At 56.2% G+C, this 21071-nt stretch carries 20 protein-coding genes and 1 pseudogene; 6 read left to right on the forward strand and 15 right to left on the reverse strand.

The window, feature by feature from the left end; all coding sequences use genetic code 11:
- Positions 1–28: 28 nt before the first annotated feature.
- Positions 29–733, forward strand: coding sequence for a hypothetical protein (locus tag AB4O36_RS21480; RefSeq protein WP_460140223.1), 705 nt, complete (start codon positions 29–31; stop codon positions 731–733).
- Between the two features lie 213 nt (positions 734–946).
- The gene (locus AB4O36_RS21485; RefSeq protein WP_460140224.1) at positions 947–2377 is read left to right on the forward strand and encodes an aminotransferase-like domain-containing protein; all 1431 of its coding nucleotides are present in this window, start codon (positions 947–949) and stop codon (positions 2375–2377) included.
- A gap of 104 nt (positions 2378–2481) precedes the next feature.
- On the opposite strand, the gene AB4O36_RS21490 is transcribed toward AB4O36_RS21485, so the two are convergent.
- The 10 genes from AB4O36_RS21490 to AB4O36_RS21535 form a co-directional block, all read right to left on the reverse strand.
- A complete protein-coding gene (locus tag AB4O36_RS21490) occupies positions 2482–3294 on the reverse strand; it encodes an N-acyl homoserine lactonase family protein (protein ID WP_460140225.1) in 813 nt (270 codons plus the stop codon).
- Positions 3295–3307: 13 nt separating this feature from the next.
- The gene (locus tag AB4O36_RS21495) at positions 3308–4267 is read right to left on the reverse strand and encodes a diiron oxygenase (RefSeq protein WP_460140226.1); all 960 of its coding nucleotides are present in this window, start codon (positions 4265–4267) and stop codon (positions 3308–3310) included.
- A gap of 58 nt (positions 4268–4325) precedes the next feature.
- On the reverse strand, positions 4326–5084 hold the full coding sequence (locus AB4O36_RS21500) for a TauD/TfdA family dioxygenase (protein WP_460140227.1): 759 nt from the start codon (positions 5082–5084) through the stop codon (positions 4326–4328).
- Positions 5085–5105: 21 nt separating this feature from the next.
- The gene (locus AB4O36_RS21505) at positions 5106–5978 is read right to left on the reverse strand and encodes a branched-chain amino acid aminotransferase (protein ID WP_460117846.1); all 873 of its coding nucleotides are present in this window, start codon (positions 5976–5978) and stop codon (positions 5106–5108) included.
- A gap of 24 nt (positions 5979–6002) precedes the next feature.
- Positions 6003–7340, reverse strand: coding sequence for a KamA family radical SAM protein (locus AB4O36_RS21510; RefSeq protein WP_460140228.1), 1338 nt, complete (start codon positions 7338–7340; stop codon positions 6003–6005).
- Between the two features lie 22 nt (positions 7341–7362).
- Positions 7363–8028 (reverse strand): glutathione transferase, encoded by a 666-nt coding sequence (gene yfcF / locus AB4O36_RS21515; RefSeq protein ID WP_460140229.1) that lies wholly within the window; start codon positions 8026–8028, stop codon positions 7363–7365.
- 190 nt (positions 8029–8218) lie between these two features.
- On the reverse strand, positions 8219–8686 hold the full coding sequence (locus AB4O36_RS21520) for a cupin domain-containing protein (protein ID WP_460140230.1): 468 nt from the start codon (positions 8684–8686) through the stop codon (positions 8219–8221).
- Between the two features lie 82 nt (positions 8687–8768).
- The gene (locus tag AB4O36_RS21525) at positions 8769–9269 is read right to left on the reverse strand and encodes a RidA family protein (RefSeq protein ID WP_460140231.1); all 501 of its coding nucleotides are present in this window, start codon (positions 9267–9269) and stop codon (positions 8769–8771) included.
- 42 nt (positions 9270–9311) lie between these two features.
- Positions 9312–10592, reverse strand: a complete 1281-nt coding sequence (locus tag AB4O36_RS21530) for a biotin carboxylase (RefSeq protein ID WP_460140232.1) — start codon at positions 10590–10592, stop codon at positions 9312–9314.
- A gap of 37 nt (positions 10593–10629) precedes the next feature.
- Entirely contained in the window at positions 10630–11730 is a 1101-nt protein-coding gene (locus tag AB4O36_RS21535) for a hypothetical protein (protein WP_460140233.1), read from the reverse strand.
- 148 nt (positions 11731–11878) lie between these two features.
- On the opposite strand from AB4O36_RS21535, the gene AB4O36_RS21540 reads away from it, so the two are divergent.
- Positions 11879–13285, forward strand: a complete 1407-nt coding sequence (locus AB4O36_RS21540; RefSeq protein WP_460140234.1) for an aminotransferase-like domain-containing protein — start codon at positions 11879–11881, stop codon at positions 13283–13285.
- A gap of 46 nt (positions 13286–13331) precedes the next feature.
- Here AB4O36_RS21540 and AB4O36_RS21545 read toward each other — a convergent pair whose 3' ends face one another.
- Together AB4O36_RS21545 and AB4O36_RS21550 are read right to left on the reverse strand one after the other, a co-directional pair.
- Positions 13332–13778: a hypothetical protein gene (locus AB4O36_RS21545; RefSeq protein ID WP_460117860.1), complete on the reverse strand. Its 447-nt coding sequence runs from the start codon at positions 13776–13778 to the stop codon at positions 13332–13334.
- A 221-nt stretch (positions 13779–13999) separates the two neighbouring features.
- Positions 14000–14313 (reverse strand): annotated as a pseudogene (locus tag AB4O36_RS21550) (helix-turn-helix domain-containing protein).
- A gap of 716 nt (positions 14314–15029) precedes the next feature.
- Between AB4O36_RS21550 and AB4O36_RS21555 the strand changes: the two are divergent.
- The 3 genes from AB4O36_RS21555 to AB4O36_RS21565 all read left to right on the forward strand — a co-directional run bounded on the left by AB4O36_RS21555 (position 15030) and on the right by AB4O36_RS21565 (position 19000).
- Positions 15030–16175 (forward strand): SagB family peptide dehydrogenase, encoded by a 1146-nt coding sequence (locus AB4O36_RS21555; protein WP_460140235.1) that lies wholly within the window; start codon positions 15030–15032, stop codon positions 16173–16175.
- Between the two features lie 14 nt (positions 16176–16189).
- Positions 16190–17800, forward strand: a complete 1611-nt coding sequence (locus AB4O36_RS21560; RefSeq protein WP_460117864.1) for a carbamoyltransferase C-terminal domain-containing protein — start codon at positions 16190–16192, stop codon at positions 17798–17800.
- Between the two features lie 339 nt (positions 17801–18139).
- The gene (locus AB4O36_RS21565) at positions 18140–19000 is read left to right on the forward strand and encodes an MFS transporter (RefSeq protein WP_460142168.1); all 861 of its coding nucleotides are present in this window, start codon (positions 18140–18142) and stop codon (positions 18998–19000) included.
- Between the two features lie 200 nt (positions 19001–19200).
- Here the strand turns inward: AB4O36_RS21565 and cyoE are convergent, their stop codons facing one another.
- From cyoE to AB4O36_RS21580, 3 genes are read right to left on the reverse strand one after another with little or no spacing between them, the layout of a single operon-like run.
- Entirely contained in the window at positions 19201–20088 is an 888-nt protein-coding gene (gene cyoE / locus AB4O36_RS21570; RefSeq protein WP_460117868.1) for a heme o synthase, read from the reverse strand.
- An 11-nt stretch (positions 20089–20099) separates the two neighbouring features.
- The gene (gene cyoD / locus AB4O36_RS21575) at positions 20100–20441 is read right to left on the reverse strand and encodes a cytochrome o ubiquinol oxidase subunit IV (RefSeq protein ID WP_368557154.1); all 342 of its coding nucleotides are present in this window, start codon (positions 20439–20441) and stop codon (positions 20100–20102) included.
- Positions 20442–21068 (reverse strand): cytochrome o ubiquinol oxidase subunit III, encoded by a 627-nt coding sequence (locus AB4O36_RS21580; RefSeq protein WP_460117870.1) that lies wholly within the window; start codon positions 21066–21068, stop codon positions 20442–20444.
- Between the last annotated feature and the right edge of the window lie 3 nt (positions 21069–21071).

Below are 21071 nucleotides of genomic sequence, written 5' to 3' on the forward strand. Positions count from 1 at the left end.
TCAAGCTGAAATAAGTAGTGAAATTTCAATGTCCGATTCCAATACCGCTGAATCCGTAGTCACCCTGTCGTCCAAAGCGGAATACGAAAACTCCATCAATCTTTCACAACATGTGTCCCAGGCCAAGACCATTAGCGAGATGGTGCTGGACGCTTTCCAGTCCACTCGGGAAAGTGACCAGATTCGCGAGCTGCGTGCCGCGATTCGCCAGGCGCATGACCGCTTTGATGACGATACCGCCTATGAACTGATGGGCCAGCTCAAACAGCTCAAGGATGCCGAAGCAGCCGATACGGCGGCGCTGGAAGACCTGAGCAGCAAATTCCCGATCAGCCGCATCCTGTCTGCGTTCAAGGACGACCCGGCGTTCCAGGAAATCGTCTACGGCCTGGCACTCAAAGTGCTGAACCAGACGCATCAGGCCATCAGCAACCCGAGCGGTGGCAAGAGCAAGGCTGCCCGAGTCAAAAAAGAAGCCGAAGTGTTCACCATCAGCAAGGAAGGCATCAGTGTCACCCTGCCCCTGCGCACCCCGCGCTCGCGCTTGAGCGTTGACCGTGAAGCGCTGGAATTCCTCGGCTTTGCATTCGTCGGTGAAGGCGATGAAGCCGAGCTTGAAAGCGAGACCTTCCTGGATAATGCGGGCACCGAACAAGCGGTCAACCGCAAGAACATCATCACCGCGCTCCAACAGCAAACAGCCTTCGACGGCTATAGCATCACCGCACAGTAACTCCCTCGAAGTCCCGCCACCGTCGGACTGAAAGCCCCGCCCTAGAGCGGGGCTTTTTATTGCCCGCGATTCCTGCCAAAGCCCGATTACTCTCACAGTAACGACACATGCTTAAACACTTCCCTTCACCCTTGAGCACCACGGGTCCGCCTGCGGGGAACATCGACTTTCTTTCCAGCCCAAGACTTCAGTGGTGCGATTGCTGAGGTCATCATGCACACCACGCCCTTGTACCGTCAGTTGGCCAACCACTATCTCGACGCGATCCGAAGCGGCACCTTGAAAACCGGTGAACGTTTCCCCTCTATCAGGCTGATGATGGAGAAACATGCCGTCAGCCTGTCGACGGCCGTGCAGGTTTGCCGCGAACTTGAGGACTGCGGCGTCCTCGAAGCGCGCCCGCGCTCGGGCAACTACATTCGCCAACCAGACACCTCGCCCAGACAGGTTGCGATCACACCTGCCCCGCCCCTGGACACCAGTGTTTACCTGGGCATTCACCCGCAGGTGTCATCGGTGTTCAAGGCCAGCGAGCAGGCGGCGGTAAAGGTCAATTTCGCCACTGCCTACTGCGCGCCATCGCTCTACCCCTTGAAGACCTTGCAGGACCAGATGATCAAGGCGCTGCGTCGGGACGCGCATTTACTTGATACAGAAGGCTCGACCTGCGGCAACCTTGCGTTGCGCAATGTCCTCGCTCGACGTGCGCTGACCGCCAAAGCCATTCTGCCCGCGGAGAAAATCGTGATCACCAACGGCGCCACTGAAGCTCTCACGCTGGCGCTGCGCGCGGTCAGCCATCCCGGTGACACGGTGGCCGTGGAGTCACCGACCTTCTATGGACTGCTGCAGATTCTCGAGAGCCTCCACCTGCACGTGCAGGAAATTCCGGCAACGGCGCAATCGGGTATCAACCTGCTGGCTCTGGAGCAACTGCTGCAAGGCTCGCAACCCATACGGGCCGTGGTCGTCATGCCGAACCTGCAAAATCCGCTGGGCAGCATCATGCCCGACGCCAACAAGGCCAGGCTGGTGCAACTGTGCGCCGAGCACGGCACGGTGCTGATCGAAGACGACACTTACGGCGACCTGGTGGAGACCGATCAGCCGCTGTCGACGCTCAAGCATTGGGACCACAGCGATAACGTGATCCATTGCGCCTCATTGAATAAAACCCTGGCACCGGGCATGCGCCTGGGCTGGATCAGCGGGGGGAAATGGCACGAACGCGTCGAGATGCTCAAACACACGCAGTCCCGAGGTTGCGAAGCGTTGACGCAACTGGCGGTGAGCGCGTTCATGAAAACACCCTCCTACGAACGTTATCTGCGCCGGTTGAGAAAAACCCTGACGCTACAACGCCAGCAGATGAGTGAATCGATCACACGCTATTTCCCGGCAGGCACCGGCATCAGCGAACCTCGGGGCGGCGCGTTGCTGTGGGTGGAACTGCCACCACACTGTTCATCCATGAGGCTGTTCCATGAAGCGCTCAAGGTGGGGATCCAGATCTCGCCTGGGGATGTCTTTTCCAACAACCAACGCTTCAATCATTTCGTGCGGATCGGCTGCGGGATGCCGTATTCGCCGAAGATCGATGAGGCGCTGGCGACGTTGGGGCAGATGTTAAAAAACCCGACCTGAACACCTCGCTGCAGGAGCGAGCACGCTCGCGATGGTGGCCGGGACTCCACAGGGTGTCAGGCAGCCAGCGTTATCGTTGGCCTCCATCGCGAGCATGCTCGCTCCTACAGGGGGTAGAGCATTGGTGCTTGATGCAGACAGATAATGTGCGGCTCACCATTCCAATGCGGGAAACGCTCAGCGATCAGCGGATCATGCCCAGGAATGACGTGGTCCTCGCCATCCGCCAGCGCGTCGATCACATCGAACGCCTCCAGCGTCTGCGCCAGGTCATCCAGAATCGGAAACGGGCTGCGTTCGCGGATGTTCGCCCACAAATGCGCCGCATCCGAGGCCAGGACAATCCACCCGCGTGCGGTGTTGACCCGCACCACCTGGCTGCCCGGCGTGTGGCCGCCCACCGGGTGCAGCGTCACACCCGGCGCCACTTCGACCACGCCACCATGCAACCGCAACCGCCCCTCGAACAGCGGCGGCAATGCCGACATCACATCCTCCACCTCATAGGTTTTGTTCACCGTACGGTGTGCCATTTTCGGACCGGTGCAGAAACGCAATTCGGCTTCCTGCAAATGCACCGTGGCGTTGGGAAACAACCCTAGGTTGCCGGCATGATCCCAGTGCAAATGGGTGAGGATCAGGTTCTCGACGCGCGACGGATCTATGTCCAGTTGGCGTAGGGATTGTTCCGGCAGGCAATACATCTGTCGGTTGCGCCGATCCGCCGTGGCCGGCTGGAAACAGGTGTCGACCACGATCACCTGCTGCGGGTTGCGGATGACCCAGAAGTAGTAATCCAGCGGCATCGAGGCGTTCGGATCACCACAACAGGCGTCGTAAAGAAAGTTCTCCCCCGCCGTGCGCTGGGCATTGGCGCCGACGCGAATGGCGAACACTTCGTACTCAGGAACGGACATATTCATCTCCTGATCAGGCCACGGCAGCCGATTTGAGTGTCGGACGGAAGTCGAAATCGATCTGGTCGCGGATGCCCAGATCCTCGGCCAACCGCTGCAGCCCGCTGTAGTCACGCATGATCGTGGCGTTCCGGTTGCTCTCGCGGGTGTCGGCAATGATCCGCTCCGCCTGCGCGACACCCAGTTGGGTCAGGATCGCCTCCCACATCGAGTAGTCCTGTGCCACGAATGCACTCAGCGCTACCGACAGGGTCTGTGTGAAAAACACCCGTTGCTCGGATTCCATGTTGGCGTACATGACCTTCGCCACTTCGGCGAGTACCTTGCTGTGGGCATATTCGTCGCGGTTGTGCAGTTCGGCAACCCGGCGGTTTTGCGGTTGGATACTCTGGTCATCGGCCAGGAGATCCAGGTAGGCGTTGACGCTGATCTCGGCCACCACCGCGAAGGTGATCGCCGCCAGGTCGCGCTGCCATTGTTCGGTCAGGGTTTGCTGCAATGCGACAAGGCGCAGGTAGGTGACTGAGGGTGGCAGGTCCAGGTCGTGGTCCAGCGCACGGTCCTCTCGGGTCCGCTCGATGGCTCGCAGGTGCATGAGGGTGTGGTAGTGCTCGTCGATCAGTGTCTGTTGCATCGCCTCGCGAAAATGCCAGTTGTCCTTTCCCAGATACTGGTTGGCGATGACACTCAGTGCCGGATTAACCACGTGCTCTTCAGCGGTCACGGTGCGCAGGTTGTAGCCAATCCAGCCCCAGGTCACGACGTTGCTTTTCAGCTCGTCATCCAGCGCCTGGAACTCCGGGTGGTGGAAAAACGGCACCATGCACTCTGGATAATCCGGACGACCGGGATCGAACACTTCGTCGACGGCAGACTTGTCCGGCGAACACACCGTGGCGCGTCGGGTCCAGGCCTGGTTGAGGCGGACCACCAGTTGATGATCGACCTTGGCGATCTCGATTGCTGTTTGCATGAGGCGATACCTGTAGGACGCGTACCCGGTAAGGGGTACGCCAATGGAAAAGTGGGAGTCAGGCCAGCCAGTAGCGGGTCAGGTTTCGTCCGGGGTCGGTGTATCGGCTGCGGGCGTGGATCATGCGCCAGTTATCCCAGATCAACATGCAGCCATCGGGGATCAGCACCGGCGTGTTGTGCTCGACGAACCAGGCTTCCCCCAGGGTCGCAAAACGGGCCAGTGGCGAGCGGCTGTTCGTCACGTTCGAGTGCTGCAGGTCTTCCTCGGACGGGTTCACATCGCCGTAGTGAAACTGGTTGTAGCTGAAGCGGAAAATATCCCCATCTTCTGTAGGCGTGAGGATGTATTCCTTGACCCGCGTCTGTGCCGCTTCCCCCGGTTTGGCGGTGGCCACAAATTCCACCGGGGTTTCGTCGAGCCACTCGCGCAATTCCGGTTCGGTGCGCTCCAGATGGGCCAGGAACTCGATGCCGTCCACCAACCCGGTATGCCCACCGCCGCAGGTCGCCTGCTGATGACAATGCAGCGCCAGGTAACGCGGCGGCGGGCCGTAGACCGGCGCCTCGGTGTGCGGGCCAATGCCATTCATGCTCTGGGAATACGGCAAGGCTTCATACCCTGGCTTACGGGTGATGGGGTAGGCGGTTTGCCCATTGAATTGCGGAATGATCCGGCCGAACGCCTGCAATGTGCCGACAACATCGTAGGCAAATTCGCCAGCAGTCAGCACCGTCCAGCCGCGCGAGGCCAATTCCTCTTGGCGATGGCCGAGCGAAACGTAAGGTGTAGACACAAGAGTCCCTTGATCTGACATGGTGGTGTTCCTGGTGGTTTATCAGGCGTTAACGGTTTGGGTGTACGCGGCGATGAAGTCGCGGCAGGCAGTGCCCGGTCGGTAGTGCTGCTCGTCGATGCTCTGCACTGGGGTAATTTCGGCGGCGGTGCCCGTGAGAAAACACTCGTCGAAATCACCCAGCTCGGTGGGAAGAATCCTGCGTTCGACCACCTGGTAATCCAGCGCCCTGGCCAGCTCGATGACGGTCTGGCGGGTGATCCCATCGAGAAAACAATCCGGCTTGGGCGTGTGCAGCGTCCGGCCTTTGGCGAAAAACACGTTGGCACTGGTGGCCTCGGCCACATGACCGCGCCAGTCGAGCATCAGCGCATCGTGATAGCCGTGATTTTCCGCGTCGTGCTTGCTCAACGTGGCGATCTGGTAATGCCCCGAGGCCTTGGCTTCGAACGGGCTGGTATCCGGTGGCGGGCGTCGCCAAGCCGCCGTCTTCAGGCGGATGCCGGCCATGCGCGCCGCCGGATCGAAGTAGCTCGGCCATTGCCAGCAGGCGATCGCCACGTGCACACGGTTGAAACGCGCCGAGGTGGAGATCATTTCACTGCCACGCCATGCTACGGGGCGCAGGTAACCGTCGACCACGCTGTTGCGTTGCAGCAATTCATGGCTGGCCGACTCCAGCTCGGCCCGTTCAAAGGGGATGACGAAATCCATCAGGTGCGCCGAGCGATACAGCCGCTCGCTGTGTTCGCGCAGTTTGAAGACCTTGCCGTTGTAGACACGCTCGCCTTCATACACGGTGCTCGCGTAATGCAGACCGTGGGTCAGCACGTGCAACCGTGCCTGGGACCACTCGACAAACTCACCGTCGAGCCAGATAAAACCTTCTCGCTGATCAAACCCGATACTGCTCATGTCCTTGTCTCCAGGTGAATCGTCCTACGCCGTTTCCAGCAGGACCGGTATCAATTCAGGCGCGTTTGCCGGCGGCAGTTGAAAGAAGAACGACGCCTCGCCAAACGCAGGTCGTAACTGATCGAACCAGGTCGCAAGCGGATCGAAGCGCGCATAAAAGGTGCGCAACACCCACTGCGGATCGCGGGCCTGGAGGAACTGCAGCACGAAGACCTTTTCCCCGGCGACCACCTCAATGCCGTTGATCAACACCTTGCCGTAGAAGGTGCTCATGGACGGTCCGCGCACCGTGCGCGCCAGCCCTGACACGGTCCTGTAGGCCGCCTGGAAAATCTCGAACGCCCGCGCCAGCGGCATCGCGAAGTAGTGGCTGGGCCCGGTATCGCGCTCGACGAACATGTAATAGGGCACCGCCCCAAGCCGCACGCCTTCGGTCCATAACGCAGCCCAGTCGGCGGGGTTTTCGTTGATGTGGCGGATCACCGGCGCCTGCATGCGCAAAGTCGCGCCGGTCGAGCGGATTCGCTCGATGGCCTGACGGGCAATGTCCTGGCGGATCTCCACCGGATGGTTGTAATGGCCCATCACCGACAGGTGCTTGCCGGCTGCAACGATGCGCTCAAACAGCTCCAGCAGCTGCGGCGCATCCTTGTCGCTGACAAAACGTTGCGGCCAGTACGCCACGGCTTTGGTGCCGATACGAATGCTCTTGAGGTGCGGCAGCGCGAGCAAGGGCTCGATGTAACCTGCCAGCGACCGGGTGTTCATGATCATCGGATCGCCCCCGGTGATCAGCACGTCGGTAACCTCGGTGTGCACCCGCAGGTAATTCACCAGCTCCTGTGATTCACGCGCGTTGAACTTGAGCTCTTCCTCGCCGATGAACTGTGCCCAGCGGAAACAGAAGGTGCAGTAGGCGTGACAGGTCTGCCCGGCGCCGGGGAAAAACAGCACGGTCTCGCGGTACTTGTGCTGCAGGCCCGGCAGGACTTTTGCGTCGAGCGTTGCTGCGTTGTGCGTGAGTTGCCCGGCCGGATGCGGATTCATGCGCAGCCAGATCGCTTCGATCCGCCGCTTGATGGCGACGGCATCGTCGCGCTCGATCAACTGCTTGAGCGACGCATATTCTTCGGGCAGCAACATGTCCTTGTGCGGGAAGGTCAGGCGGAACATCGGATCGTCCGGAATGTTGTTCCAGTCGATCAAGGTGCCCAGTACGTATTCGTTGGTTCTAAACGGCATGACCCGCGCCACCACGTCCATGGCTTCCTGCAACGCGGGTGTCAGTTTTTGCCAATACGGCGTGTCGCGTATGGTGCGTGAGTTGTAGGCTTTGTATCGTTCTTGCTCCAGTCCTTGCATGGCAGCGCTCCTGGTGATTGCCTCACGAAATCCGGGTGATACAAGGGGCAATGGCTGGCGCTACGCGCTCCATGTCCATCCACGCGCGAACACTGTCGCGGTCCCACTGTCGACGGACGTAGGTCACCAACCGTTCAGGCACCGGATCACCATTGGCCACCAGGCGGTTGAGCATGATCGCCAGGTCGGTGTCGGCGATGCTCCAGTTGCCGAACAGATGATCGGCACCCTCCTCCAGCAACTGCTCGGCGACGAAGAACAACCGGGCGACCGCGGCCTGGGCGTCGTCGGACAGCGCGGTGTTCTTTTTGCCGAAGTAAATGAGATCAGCCGGGCGCTCCTTGCGGATCACCAGCAGGTCACTGCGCAACCAGGCTTGGAGCTGGCGGGCACGGGCACGTTGCTGGATGCCCTGGGGATACAACCCTGGATGCCCGGGCGCGAGTTCTTCGAGGTATTCGCCAATGGCGGAAGATTCCGAGAGGGCAAATCCTTCGTGCACGAGGGTGGGGATCTTGCAGGTCAACGACACATTACGGTAACTGTCTTGATAGTTCTCACGCGCTTTTAAATCCAGCGCTACAAGTTCAAATGAAAGTTGTTTTTCCTTTAGCGCCACAAACGCCGACATCGCAAAGGCGCTGACAAAATCGGCGCCAACATACAACTTCAACTTTGAACTTCCCATAGAACGCTCCCTTGCATTAAGCACAATAATCCGTTGCCTCGGGAGCGATCGTATTTAGATGGTTAAAGCCTGAACAGATACAGAAATTATCTGTTTATACGGATACAGAAAATGTCTGCCAACAACAAAAAGGGAGTCGGCGAATGCGGACTCCCTGGCAGGCAGCGGGGCAAAACTGGGCGGGGGGAGATCAGGCGACGGCGTCTGTTGAGCTTGAGAGCTGGGCGATTTGCGGCATGTTGCTCAGGTTGAGCATAGCCAGTGGCTGGGTGGCGCTGGTGTTGACGAAGCCGTGTCGGGTCCAGGCGGGCACCAGCAGGACATCACCCTGGCTGACGCTGACTGCATCGGCATCCCCAAGGGTCAGCGTGCCACTGCCGCACTGGATGATGAACAGATGCCACCACGAATGGGCATGGCCATTGAGTGCCGTACCGGGCTTCAACCATTGCATGGACACCGCCATCCCTGGAGTCAGCTTGCAGCCTTCGACACTGTTGTCATGAGCCAACGCGACGATATCGATCTCGCTGGCCTCCAGATTGCGGCGAATGTCGGCCAGTTCGCTGTCCTTCCAGACTTTGGCACTTACCGGTGGATTAGCCAGGCTCTGGCGAAAATCCTTATACGAAAAAAAACCACCTTTTGTGTTATTCATCTGCAGACACCGACTTATTATCGACTCAAGTGACAAGACACTAGGCGAACAATCAGTCACTGTAAAGCCAGGCAACTAACACTTATATAACCGACGGCCGAAGCGCCACAATCATGTCAACTTCAACAGCCGCATTCTTCGGTAACTGATACACCCCGACCGTGGTGCGGGTATGTTTCCCGGCATCGCCCAGCACGTGGCTGAAGACATCCGATGCACCGTTGGCCACCTCGCTGAGATCAACGAAATCCGCGGTGCATTTTACGTAGACCGTGATGCGAATCAGCGACTTGATCTTGTCCAGAGAGCCGATGGTGTCGACGATCAGCGCCAAGCCACGCATGGCACTGATGCTGGCCGCCGCCTGGGCGTCCGCCATGCCGAGCTCCAAGCCTACCCGGCCCGGATACTGGATCCTGCCGTTCGTGCGCGGCACCAGGCCACTGACGTACAGCTCATCGTGATGCCTCACCAGCGGCGAGTAATGCCCGCCCACGGTGTTCTCTCCGTAAATGTCGTAGTCGAGCTCCTTTGCCAGGGCAATGAAGCGTTCATCACAAGACATTTTTGTTTGCACAATCATCTGAACCGATCCTCTTGTCCCAAAACTTGATATACCGACGACTCAACCCACGGCTCTCGCCGGTGCCGCCAGTGCGGTGATTTCGACACGCGACTCGATGGCTTCGGCAAGGCGCAACAGGTTGGCGCTGAGTGCCGCGTAGTCTTCGTCGAACAGCACGATGTGGCCGATAAAAGAGGTGTTGTCCCTCACCAGGGCGGTGACCGAATCACCGAGTCGTTTGCTGTACAGCGCCTCGACCAGTTGAATGTTCAGCTCCCGGGCCAGCGCGTCGATGTCTGGTAACGAGCGCAACAAACCACCGGCCGGCGCCCGCAGCAGGCGGACGCCGCAATAACCACGCGCCACTGGATCGTGAGGTTCGACCGTGCCTTCGACGGCCCACCTGACCCAGCGCTCCCAGGGATCGAAGTCGACGAATGCCAACCGCGCCAGGTCCCAGATATGCATGCCACCGGGGCGCATGTTGGTTTCCACTGCCGAGGTCAGGCCGTCGCTGCGCAGGAAGATTTCGTTGTGATAGGCGCCGTTGTCCAGCGACACCAGCCCGGCCATATGTCGGCCGGCAGCAGCCAGGCGGGCCTGGACATCAGAGGCCAGCGGCGCCGGAACGACTTGCTGGATCTCTGCGCGATAGGCACCTTCGGTGGTGGTTTTCTCAGTGACCCAGGTGCTGCCCGCCACATAATCCCAGCTATATTCCCGGGCGTTCTGAATCAACTCCTCGAGGACAATGCCACCCTCGCGGTAGGGTTTGAGCGCCTGCCAAACCTCATCGCATTCGGACGGATGATGAATCACCCGGCAGCCCCGGCTCGCCCCTTCGCATGCCGGCTTGATGAACGCTTTACCGCCCAGCTCGACCACCCGCTGGCGCAGCTCGCCAAGGCTTTCGACCCGAGCGGAGAACACCGGGCGGTAACCCTGTGGCGCATGGTCGACCGCCACTTCGAGCTGGCGAAAGATTTGTTTGTCCAGGCCCGCCCGTGCCTCGCCGGAGGTAATGCCAGGCAAGCCGAAATGGGTCGCCAAGGCCGCCCCCAGCAGCACGCCACGGTCGGAAAACGGCAGGACGCCTATCAGCTTCCAGTGGTCGACGCCCAGGCAACCGGCCACCAGATCCACCGAGTCGGCGATGTCCTGTGTCGCCATCGAGGCCGTGCAGACGTGATCCGCCACCTGGTCGTCATCGGCCTGGATCCGTTCGACGACCAGGATCAGCCGGGCGTTATAGAGCGCCTTGCAAAGGTCGCGCAGCTTGCGGATATCGTGTACCCGATTGCCGTTGTACCCGACCACTACTACGCATGACGTCGTATTCATGAAGCCTCCGACCTGTGGAGAAGAAAGATGCAGACGTTCAGTCATGCAGCGACGCAATGGACTTACGGTTGAACCAGTACCACGCCAGGATGCCCGCAGCCCCGACGGCAGCCAGCAACAACGCGTTGTACGGCATCGGCACTGCCCGCATGACCAGCACCGTCAGCCCGGCGCCGATACCCAGGGAGACTTCCTTGATGAACATGTTGTTTTGCTTGACCGAGAAGTAGTCGAGGTAGCTGAACGCACATTCGGCGAGGGACAGCAGCGCCACCCAGATCAGCGCGCCGGCCAGGGTTTGGACGTGGAACGCCGCCGGTGACGACAGCACCGCAAAACCGCCGGCAATGATCCCGATCACCGCCAGTACCTTGAAGCGCCCGGTGCGCTCGATCAGCTTCATCATCGGCACCTGGGCAAACACCACCACGGCGCTGTTGAGTATCAGCATCAGGCCGTACCAGGCGGGCAACTCACCGGTTTCCAGGAGGATTGCCTGCGGCAGGATCGAGAACACGCCAAACAACTTGATGCCCATGATGATGCCGGCGATCACCCACGGCAGTTTGTTGCGCCAGCCGCTGCCATCAACGGTGACCGGGCTCGTCACCACCGGCTGGGAGGTGAAGGTCGCACCCGCCGCGATCGGCAGGCACAGCAGGACGAACGCCGCCGCACCGAGGAAGAACATGCTCGGAGTGAGCAGCGGTGAAAGCAGGATCAGCCCGGCGAGCAGGCTGCCCATGTTCATCGCCACGCGGTTGTACGCCGCGCCTTCCTTGGTTTGCGCCGCTTCGCTCTTGATCAGGTAGCCGGCAATCGCAATGCCGTAGGCGAACAACGCCGCGGCGAACATCACCACGCCCTGGTTGCTGGTAACGGCCAACAACACCAGGCCAAGGGCCGCGCACGTCAGGGTCACGCTCAGGGAACGCCGGCCCAGCACCAGCAAGGTCAACGGCAGGAGCAACAGCAACGCCCGATACCCGAGGGCGAGGATGCTGTTGGTGGCCGTATCGAGCCACACGTTGGCCTTGCCCAGTACTGCGAACAGCGACACCGCCGTGATGATGCGGATCAGGAACAGCCGGACGTTGATCACCGGCTTGGCGACGGCCGCCGTTGTTTGAACGCTCATGCAACACCTCTGGAACCAGCGATTGTCCAGGCGACGAGCGCCGACAATCTGGGTAGTCTGTGAGGTGATGGTAGAGAGAGCCGTTTGTTTTCATCAGAGTAAGTTCGTATAGAATCAAACGAACTTTACTGCCAAAAGGACCAGTAAAATGCAGGTTCAGCGCGCTGTGATCGCCGCCTTCGAGTTCCAGCCGGGGGTGCCGCTGGTCCAGCAGATCGTCGATCAATTGTCGGTAGCGATCAGTCAGGGCGGGCTGCCTCATGGCTCGCGACTGCCGCCGATTCGCGAACTTTCCGAGTTGATGAACGTGGGCAAATCCACGGTAGTGGATGCGCTGGACCGACTACGGGCCAAGGGACTGGTGGTGTCGCGCCAGGGTTCGGGGCATTACGTGCACCGCTCCACGCTGACGATCACGACCGATGCCGGCCCCGACCTGCAACCCCAGGACACCCTGAGCGTGGTGCGTCGCGCCGTGCTGCAGGACACCGGTGCCCTGCGCCCCGGCGCCGGCTTCTTGCCTTCGTCCTGGCTGCCCGCCGAAGAATTGCTCAAGGCCGTGCGCGGCACCTTGCGCGCCGCATCGCTGCAGATGGGCGAATACGGCGTCGCCGCCGGCTACGTGCCATTGCGTGAGGCGCTGCGCGTCAAACTGGCGGCCATCGGCATCGAGGTCCCGCTGGACCAGATCGTGACCACGGCCAATACCGTGCAGGCCATCGACATGCTGATGCGCCTGCTGGTCAAACCCGGCGACACGGTGCTGCTCGACGACCCCTGCTACATCACCATGCACACCAACCTGGCGTTACACGGTGCCCGGGTCATCACCATTCCACGCAGTGCCGACGGCATGGACATGGAGGCCTTCGAGCAATTGGTGAGCAGCCAGCGCCCCGTGCTCTACCTGACCAACAACGTTCTTCACAACCCGACCAGCCACTCGTTCTCCCCGGCCCAGGTGTATCGCTTGCTGGAGCTGAGCCATCGCTATGGCTTCCACATCGTCGAAGACGATTTGTATTGCGACCTGCAACAGCGCATGACCCCGCGCCTGGCCGCAGGCGGGCTGGACAACGTCACGTACATCTCCGGTTTCTCCAAGACCCTGACGGCCAACAGCCGCGTCAGCTTCGCCGTGCTGTCGCCACAACTGGCGGCCCGGATGGTCACCCTGAAAATGGCCTGCGGCGGCATGACGTCGGAATTGGCCGAACAGATCGTCTGCACCATGCTCAGCGATGGCAGCTACGCCAAGCACACCCGTCGCACCGTGGACCGGCTCTACGAATCGAGCAGTCGCGTGTCCGGCTGGCTGATCGAGGCCGGCTGCTCGGTGTCCTCGCGGCCCCATGAAGGCCTGTACATCTGGACGCGCCTGCCCGATGGGCTGCATGCCGAAACACTCGCGCTCAAAGGCATGGATATCGACCTGGTCCTGGCCCCCGGCACCTTGCTGAGCAAGGCCCCGCAGGCAAGCCAGTTCATGCGCTTCAATGTGGCACACAGTGATAACTTTCAGGTGCGTGAGCGGTTTTTTCGGTTGCTCGATTAGACGTTCAGAGCCTGGCAGCGCCCTGTACTACGGCACCAGGCGCTGATCAAATCAGTCGCTGTTCTGCTGCGTAATGCCGCGTCTGATAAGGCATCAGGGCTTGGGCTTTTAGCCCCAGCCCTTCAGCCAATCCCCAGGAAATGGCCAACTCGTCACGGCGCTGATGGAGCGGCACCCCCAAACGCCGAGTGACTTCCTGCGTGGATGTTGCACACGCAAAAAGCTCTATCACATTCAGGGTTTCGCAGACCCGGGAATCAGACACGCACGCGAAACGAGTCAAGCGCTCAAGCAGATAGCCCGCACGCCGTAACTCCAACTCTTCGCTGTGGCAGCTCAGAAACGCAGCGACTTCGTTTCCCAGATTGGCGCTCGAGTACCAGAGAGCTTTCGCAGCGTTAACCAGCGCGGCGTCATCCGCCTGGTCCAACGGGCTTTTGACCAGCGTGTCCAATGCAGTGGAGAGAACGTGACTATCAGAGGACTTCATCATCTTTTGCCTCCAGATAGTCATGCAGGATATTGGTGAGGACGGAGGTAGGTAGATCTTTGATCTCGGCATCAACGTCAGTGAAACGGATTTGGCGTTAGGACGTTTCCCCATTGGCTGTGGGAGCCTGTCGAATAGTCGCACCGCCATAATGGAGGAACATTAGTCCAACAAAAAACGCACTTTCTTTCGAAGGGCAGGGTATTTCATGTTCGATCATGGATTCAAACCACTGCCACCCGATCAACCATGTTTGGAAAATTTTCCACCAGCTTGATCAACAACGCGGCTTGGGCATTGGGTTTGGATTTTTCCTGTTCCCAGTTTCTCAGCGTGCCGGGGCTGGTTCTGATGCGTCTGGCACAACTGTCTGGGACATATCAAGCCTCTCCCGGGGTGCAACCATTTTCCGTGCACCAACCTCAGACGCAGAAATGTCCTCAATGCTGGTAATGCGCAGTGTGATCTTGCCTTCGCGTTGAGTTTCCATCTCATCAACGCCCTGCATCAGCTCTGCTAACAGATCGCGTTTCTTCAGGGGGTACCTCGTACTTTCAACTCTGTCTCACTGATTGTTTGAGCACTCACTCTTGTTCAGCATTCAAACCCTCAATCACCTCTTTGTTATAAATTACAAAGATCCAGACTGGCCATCATTCATACGCTAACCCGACGAACTGAAGTCTCCTACAGAGAAAACGCACTTCTGACAAGGCAGTTTTTTGCATCAGCCGACGCTTAATATCACACGTTACCCTTAATTAAGGCGTGGCTGGATAAACACAGCCCTTCGAGGTGCATTGACGCCCAAACGTTAGCTTGAAAGCGTTTGATCGGTCAACGATGGAGAAATGTCCTACACATACAAAAGACGTAAAATTTTTTACAGGTCGGAGCAACCCCGCAATTAATTTTTGGGCACCTCTACAAATTAGACGGCTAGCGCAAAGTAGGAAAAATAACTAAGAAAAATCCTACAAACAAAAATCTTTACCAAATCCAAAGACATAAAAATCACGTTGACACACGAAACTCGCTTCCTTAGGGTCTTTTTGCATCGCTATATTGCGAGGCGACAACTTTGAGGAACTATACATGAAGCAAGTATTTATAGAACCGACACTTAAAAACCAATCAAATGACGCTTACAACAACCCTCACTTTACAATTAAGATGGCCGCCACTTCCGCATTGAAAGTCACGCTCAACCCAAACGAGCCCTCCGCTCTTAAGCGTCGAAAGTGAACTAAATGTGTGACTGACCGCCTGGGCTACCGCCCAGGCACCTCTAAAATCAACAATATCAAATGGCAGTCAAAGCTCATGAGCATCGAAAATAAGAAGTGGCTATCAAGCGAAGTTTTTGTAATCCTAAAAGATGGTACGGCCTATTTGTGGGATTACAGAAATCATACCCAATACGAGATAAGTTCGACCGAATTCGAACGATTAGTGAAATTCTCGGCAGGTGATTTTATAAAGACTACAGCCGATGACAAGGCGATTGAAAATTCTGGAGTTTTACTTGACTCGCAACCACCTGATGACTGGGGATGGGACGTCCTATCAAAGATATTCCATATCGGTACATCACATCCAAATCCGCCCACGCCAGACAGGCCAGACATGTACGTAGAATATGCCAAAAGCTATTTGGAGTTCTGTCAGTCAATACATAAAAAAGAGCCTGAATTTTCTTTGATAAAGGGAGGCGCAAGAACAATATTACCACCACCCAACATTGTCGCAATTCAACAGGCAAGCCTGTGGGATACCCTATCGAACCGGCGAACCTGTCGTGACTTCATTGACAAACCTGTGTCATTACTAGCGCTCGCAACCGTACTCTATGGAACATTGGCTGATAAAAAAGAGCCGGATAATGACTCACCCGTTGGCGCGCGAAAATTCGGTTTCAGGAGAACATCGCCATCAGCAGGCGGACTCCAGGCCACCGAGGGTTACGTTTGGGTACGCAACGTCGAAGGCTTAGATACTGGTATTTACCATTATTTAAGTGAACAACACACTCTTGAGAAAGTCCGCGATCTTCCTCCAGAAATTATATCCACATATCTATGCGGCCAATACTGGTCAAATAATTTAGGGTTCGCGATATTTTTTACTTCTCGCTTCGACAAACTTTGGTGGAAATATCCGCACTCTCGTGCTTATCGCCCGATGCTGATCGATATCGGGCATCTATCGCAAACCGCTAACCTATTGATTACGGCGCTCGGTTTACATCCGTGGTTGACCGGTTACTTTCATGATAAAGAAATCAATGAACTACTAGACCTTAAAACCTCCTCGGAACAGGTTATTTTTTTGGTAGGGGCGGGACATGGTAGTGGTAGCTCCTATACCAAAGAAGTAAGAGAGCTTTTCGCTAGAACCTGATCAAGGAGCGATTCATGGTTGATTATCGCAGTGATGACTGTGTAATTCTTGGCGTTAAAGATGGACATGATGGCGCCATGGCTTTAATTGTAGATGGTCACTTGGCATTTTCAACGGAAGCGGAAAAAGATAACGGACTGCGTTTTTCGAGCTTAACGCCAGATGTCATTCTAAAAGTTCTTAGCACCATAAACAAACCCTTGGATGTTGTGGCACAAAGCGGGTGGAATAGAGGTTCTAGATTTTCCAGCGATGCCATAGGCGCAGGTTATTCTGGATTGAATAATATTTTACATGCGGACCTTTCGATACTTGGTCAAGACGTAAAATATTACTCATCTTCGCATGAACGCTCTCACCTTCTTTGCGGATATGGGCTTTCGCCATTCCCACAGGGACAACCATGCTATGCATTACTCTGGGAGGGCCATTTTGGAGCATTTTATCGAATTGATCAGGATGTAAACATTACGAATCTAGGTCAAGTAATTGATAATCCTGGAGACAGGTTCGCTTTTTTGTATGGACTGGCGGATCCTACCTTTAACCTAGGCGCGGGCCAAATTCGCTTGAGTGATGCAGGCAAACTCATGGCTGTGGCCGCATATGGTAAAGGTCAAGACAATGCACTTGACAGTGACGCCGAATACATTATTAAAGCACTAACTGATAAAAACCTCGACTTCAGAAAATTAGAAAAGCGCCAATTTCAAAGTAATAAATATTACAACATAGGAATCGAAAGCCCTCGACTTGCTTCGCTCGCTCATCATCTATCGAACGCAATTTTTAATCTTTTCCGAGACTTTGTACAAAAAGCCATTTTTGACGATGCGCCATTGTTGATCGTCGGTGGGTGCGGATTAAATTGTGACTGGAACTCAAAGTGGATCGAAACTCGACTATTTACTGATGTGTTTATTCCTCCCTGCACAAACGATAGCGGCTCAGCAATTGGAACTGCCATTGATGCTTTATTGCATATCAAAGGGCAAGCTAAAATTACTTGGTCACCCTATGCCGGAGAGCTACCAGATGACGACATGGGGAGAATAAACGGCTTTACTCAAGAGCCGTACGATCCGCTTCGCGTAGCACGCTTGCTGAATAATGGGTACATATTGGGATGGGTACAGGGAAGGTATGAAATAGGCCCTAGAGCGCTGGGAAATCGCTCGATATTAGCAGCGCCTTATCCAAAACAAAATCTCGATAGGTTGAACCGTATTAAGAAGCGAGAGGGCTTTCGCCCTATTGCTCCGATCTGTAGGGAGGAATGTATGAATAAGTATTTTTATCCATCTTCCCCTTCACCTTATATGCTAGAGTTTCGTAGAGTCATATCCACTAAAATACCCGCCGTAACGCATGTAGACATTTCAGCGCGCCCTCAATCTGTTAATCAATCGCAAAATTTTCTCATGCATCAACTGCTAAGCGCATGCCGGGACGTGTCGGGAATAGGGGTGCTTTGCAACACCTCTCTAAATTTTAACGGACGTGGATTTATAAATAAATTAAGTGACCTCCATCGCTTTGCCAATGAGCATGGGCTTGATGGGTTCATCTTCAACGAGAAGTTTTACTTGAAAGACACAGGCCGCAACAATGAAAGTCTCAAATAAACTTATCTTCGTCCAATCTCTTTCCAGCCTGTCATTATGGCTAGACATTTTTCTGATTTTTACTGTCCCCGTTTACATGTGGCAAGTTCCGCCCTCATCAATTGCTCTGTTAGCTTTCTGCCTCGGCTTGCCCATGTTGATTTTGGGGCCGGTAGTGGGAACCATAATAGATCGACAAGATGTTCAGAAAACATTAATACTTGGAGCTTTGCTTCGCGTAATTTCGACTACCGCGCTAGCTTGCTCGCCGAATTTTAATGTATTTTTAGGCCTCGTCATCTTGAAAGGCGTGGCAAATCTAGTTTACTTCCCCTCCATCACCGTAACTGTGCGGCACTGATCGGCGCTGAGGATCGAAAAAGCTTCTTCAGTTACGTGAGTTTGCTTGATCAATCCACGAAGATTCTTGCTCCATTGCTGGCAGGACTATTAACTTTGATTCTGATACCGAAAGATTTATTCTTTTTATCGGCCGCTGCCGTATTTATTTCCCTTCCTGTCCTGATGTCGATTTGCGCGGCCATCCCGTCGAAGCCTGAGGTTTCGTCTGCAAAGATCCTCTCGCTGTATCAAGACGTTTTGAAAGGGTTTCATATATTCCGGTCTTTGCCTTTTCAGTTGCGGATCGGATTTCTATACTCCTTGCTAACGTCATTGGCGTTAGGAGTCTACGATCCCCATTTGGCCGCCTTCCTCGCTTATGAAGGCCTGGCCCCCGTTGTGTTTTCCGGGATCATATCAGCGACCGCCGGGGGCGCCGTGTGTGCTGCTTTACTATTGAAGTTCAAATTCAAGACTACCGACGAATTTGTGCTTCGATCATATGCCCTGATCATTTTTTCAACCGCATTGCTGCTCGCTGCCGCACTAATATTCTTTGAGATCCCCGGCAGAAGATATCTTTATCCAGCGGTGTGGTTTATAAATGGCTTTGGCTATGAAATATTAATAATATCCTCGAATATTATTCTTCAACAGCTATGCCCCGCTGAAAATATCGGAAGGGTATCGACGTCTTTCAGAAGTATCCAAATCCTTTGCGTTATCATGGGGCCGATGATAGGAACAGTGCTAATTGCAGATATGGGTAGACAAGCCCCCTTTATTTTGGCTGCATGCGCAGCATTTTTAACTGCGTCGCTATCCGTGGCCATCCATTACTGCTGCACTAGGAAGCAACTGTTAAAGGCCATCGACTAACTTCTAAAGCCTGTTTTTTTCAGTGAACTGGAAGGTCATTGCAATTGAAGAACTGCTTGCATTTTCCCTGAACTCGCTACAGATATGGTCAGTCCAAATCGAGTAAGCCAAGTTTTTTTGCAAAAACCTGCCATGTAACCCAACAAAAAACCCCGCACCTTCTCTCGAAGGGCGGGGTTTTTGTTTGTCGCTAGCAGCGCTTAGTGCGCGTACGTCAGCAGCAATTCGGTCGGCACTTTGAAGTCCAGGGACATCATCACGCTCAACGCGGTAATGGTGAAGATCGAGAACACGAACAGCTTGCGTGCCCAGACCGTGTCATCCACGGCCTTGTAGCCGGTCCAGGCCATGTACAACCAGTACATGCCCATGGCGGCGGCGACGGCGAGGTAGCTCATGCCGGCGTAGCCGCTGAAGGTCAGCATCAAGGTCGCCACGAGGAAGGCCAGGATGTAGAGCAGGATGTGCTTCTTCGCCGTCTGGATCCCGCGCTTCACAGGCAGCACCGGAATCGAGGCCGCCAGGTAGTCGTTGAAACGGAAGATCGCGATGGCGTAGGAATGCGGCATCTGCCACAGGCTGAACATCACCAGCAGGGTCAGCGCGGCCATGTCGAAGGTGTTGCTCACCGCGACGTAGCCGATCACCGGCGGCATCGCCCCCGACAGACTGCCCACCAGCGTGCCGTGAACCGACTTGCGCTTGAGGTACAGGCTGTAGAAGCCGACGTAGATGATGAAGCCGATCACGGCAAACAACGCTGCCAGTGGATTGGCCACGGTGTACAGCAACGCTACGCCGGCAACACCCAGGATGGTCGCGTAAACCAGCGCCAGTTTCAGGGAAATGAGACCCTGGACCAGCGCCCGGTTCTTGGTGCGTTCCATCTTGACGTCGATGTCGCGGTCGATGCAGTTGTTGAACACGCAACCGGAAGCCACCACCAACGAAGTACCGATCATGGCCGCCAGGAACACCGCCAGATCGACATGGCCCTTAGAGGCCAGGAAAAATCCGCCTGCCACTGAAAGCACGTTACCGAAAATGATCCCCGGCTTGGTGATTTGGATAAAGTGCTTCAAGGACATGCGGACTTACCTCACTTCGCCATCATGAACGTGTGGATGCTGAACATGATCCACAGCGACAGGCCAACCAGCAGGACAATCACGATCGCGGCAAACACAAAGGCAATCACGTTGTTACGCTGCGCCTGCGAACGGTCCAGGTGCAGGAAGTACACCAGGTGCACCAGCACCTGGATCACGGCGAACGCCAGGACGATCATCAGCGTGATCGACTTCGGCAGTGTCGGGTACATCACCAGACCGAACGGGATCAGGGTCAGGATCACCGACAGGATGAAGCCAATGGCGTAGGACTTGACGCTGCCGTGGCCGGCTTCGTCGTGCCCATTGTGGGAGTGAGCTGGGTTAGCCATTTACATAGTCCCCATCAGGTAAACAACGGTGAATACGCAGATCCAGACCACGTCCAGGAAGTGCCAGAACAGGCTCAGGCAGCTCAGGCGGGTCTTGTTGGTCGCCGTCAGGCCTTTCTTCTGGACCTGGTACATCATGATCGCCATCCAGATCAGACCGCTGGTCACGTGCAGACCGTGGGTACCGACCAGGGTGAAGAAGCCGGACAGGAAGCCGGAACGGCTAGGGCCGTAGCCTTCGGAGATCAGCAGGTGGAACTCGTTGATCTCCATGCCGATAAAGCCCAGGCCGAACAGGAAGGTCATGCCCAACCAGCCCAGTACCTGCTTCTTGTTGCCACGGAAGAACGCCAGCATGGCGAAGCCGTAGGTGATCGAACTGAACAGCAGCAGAGCGGTTTCGCCCAGTACATATGGCAGTTCGAAGATGTCGTGGCCCGACGGGCCACCCGCTACGTTGTTAACCAGTACCGCGTATACCGCGAAGATCGACGCAAACAGAATGCAGTCGGTCATCAGGTAGAGCCAGAAACCGAATACGGTCATCTCGCCCGAGTCGTGGTGATGGTCATCGTGCCCATGTTCATCGACATGGGTGTGTCCAGCATTGGTCACTAAGTTCGACATGGT

This window comes from Pseudomonas sp. S2_E01 (assembly GCF_054668365.1).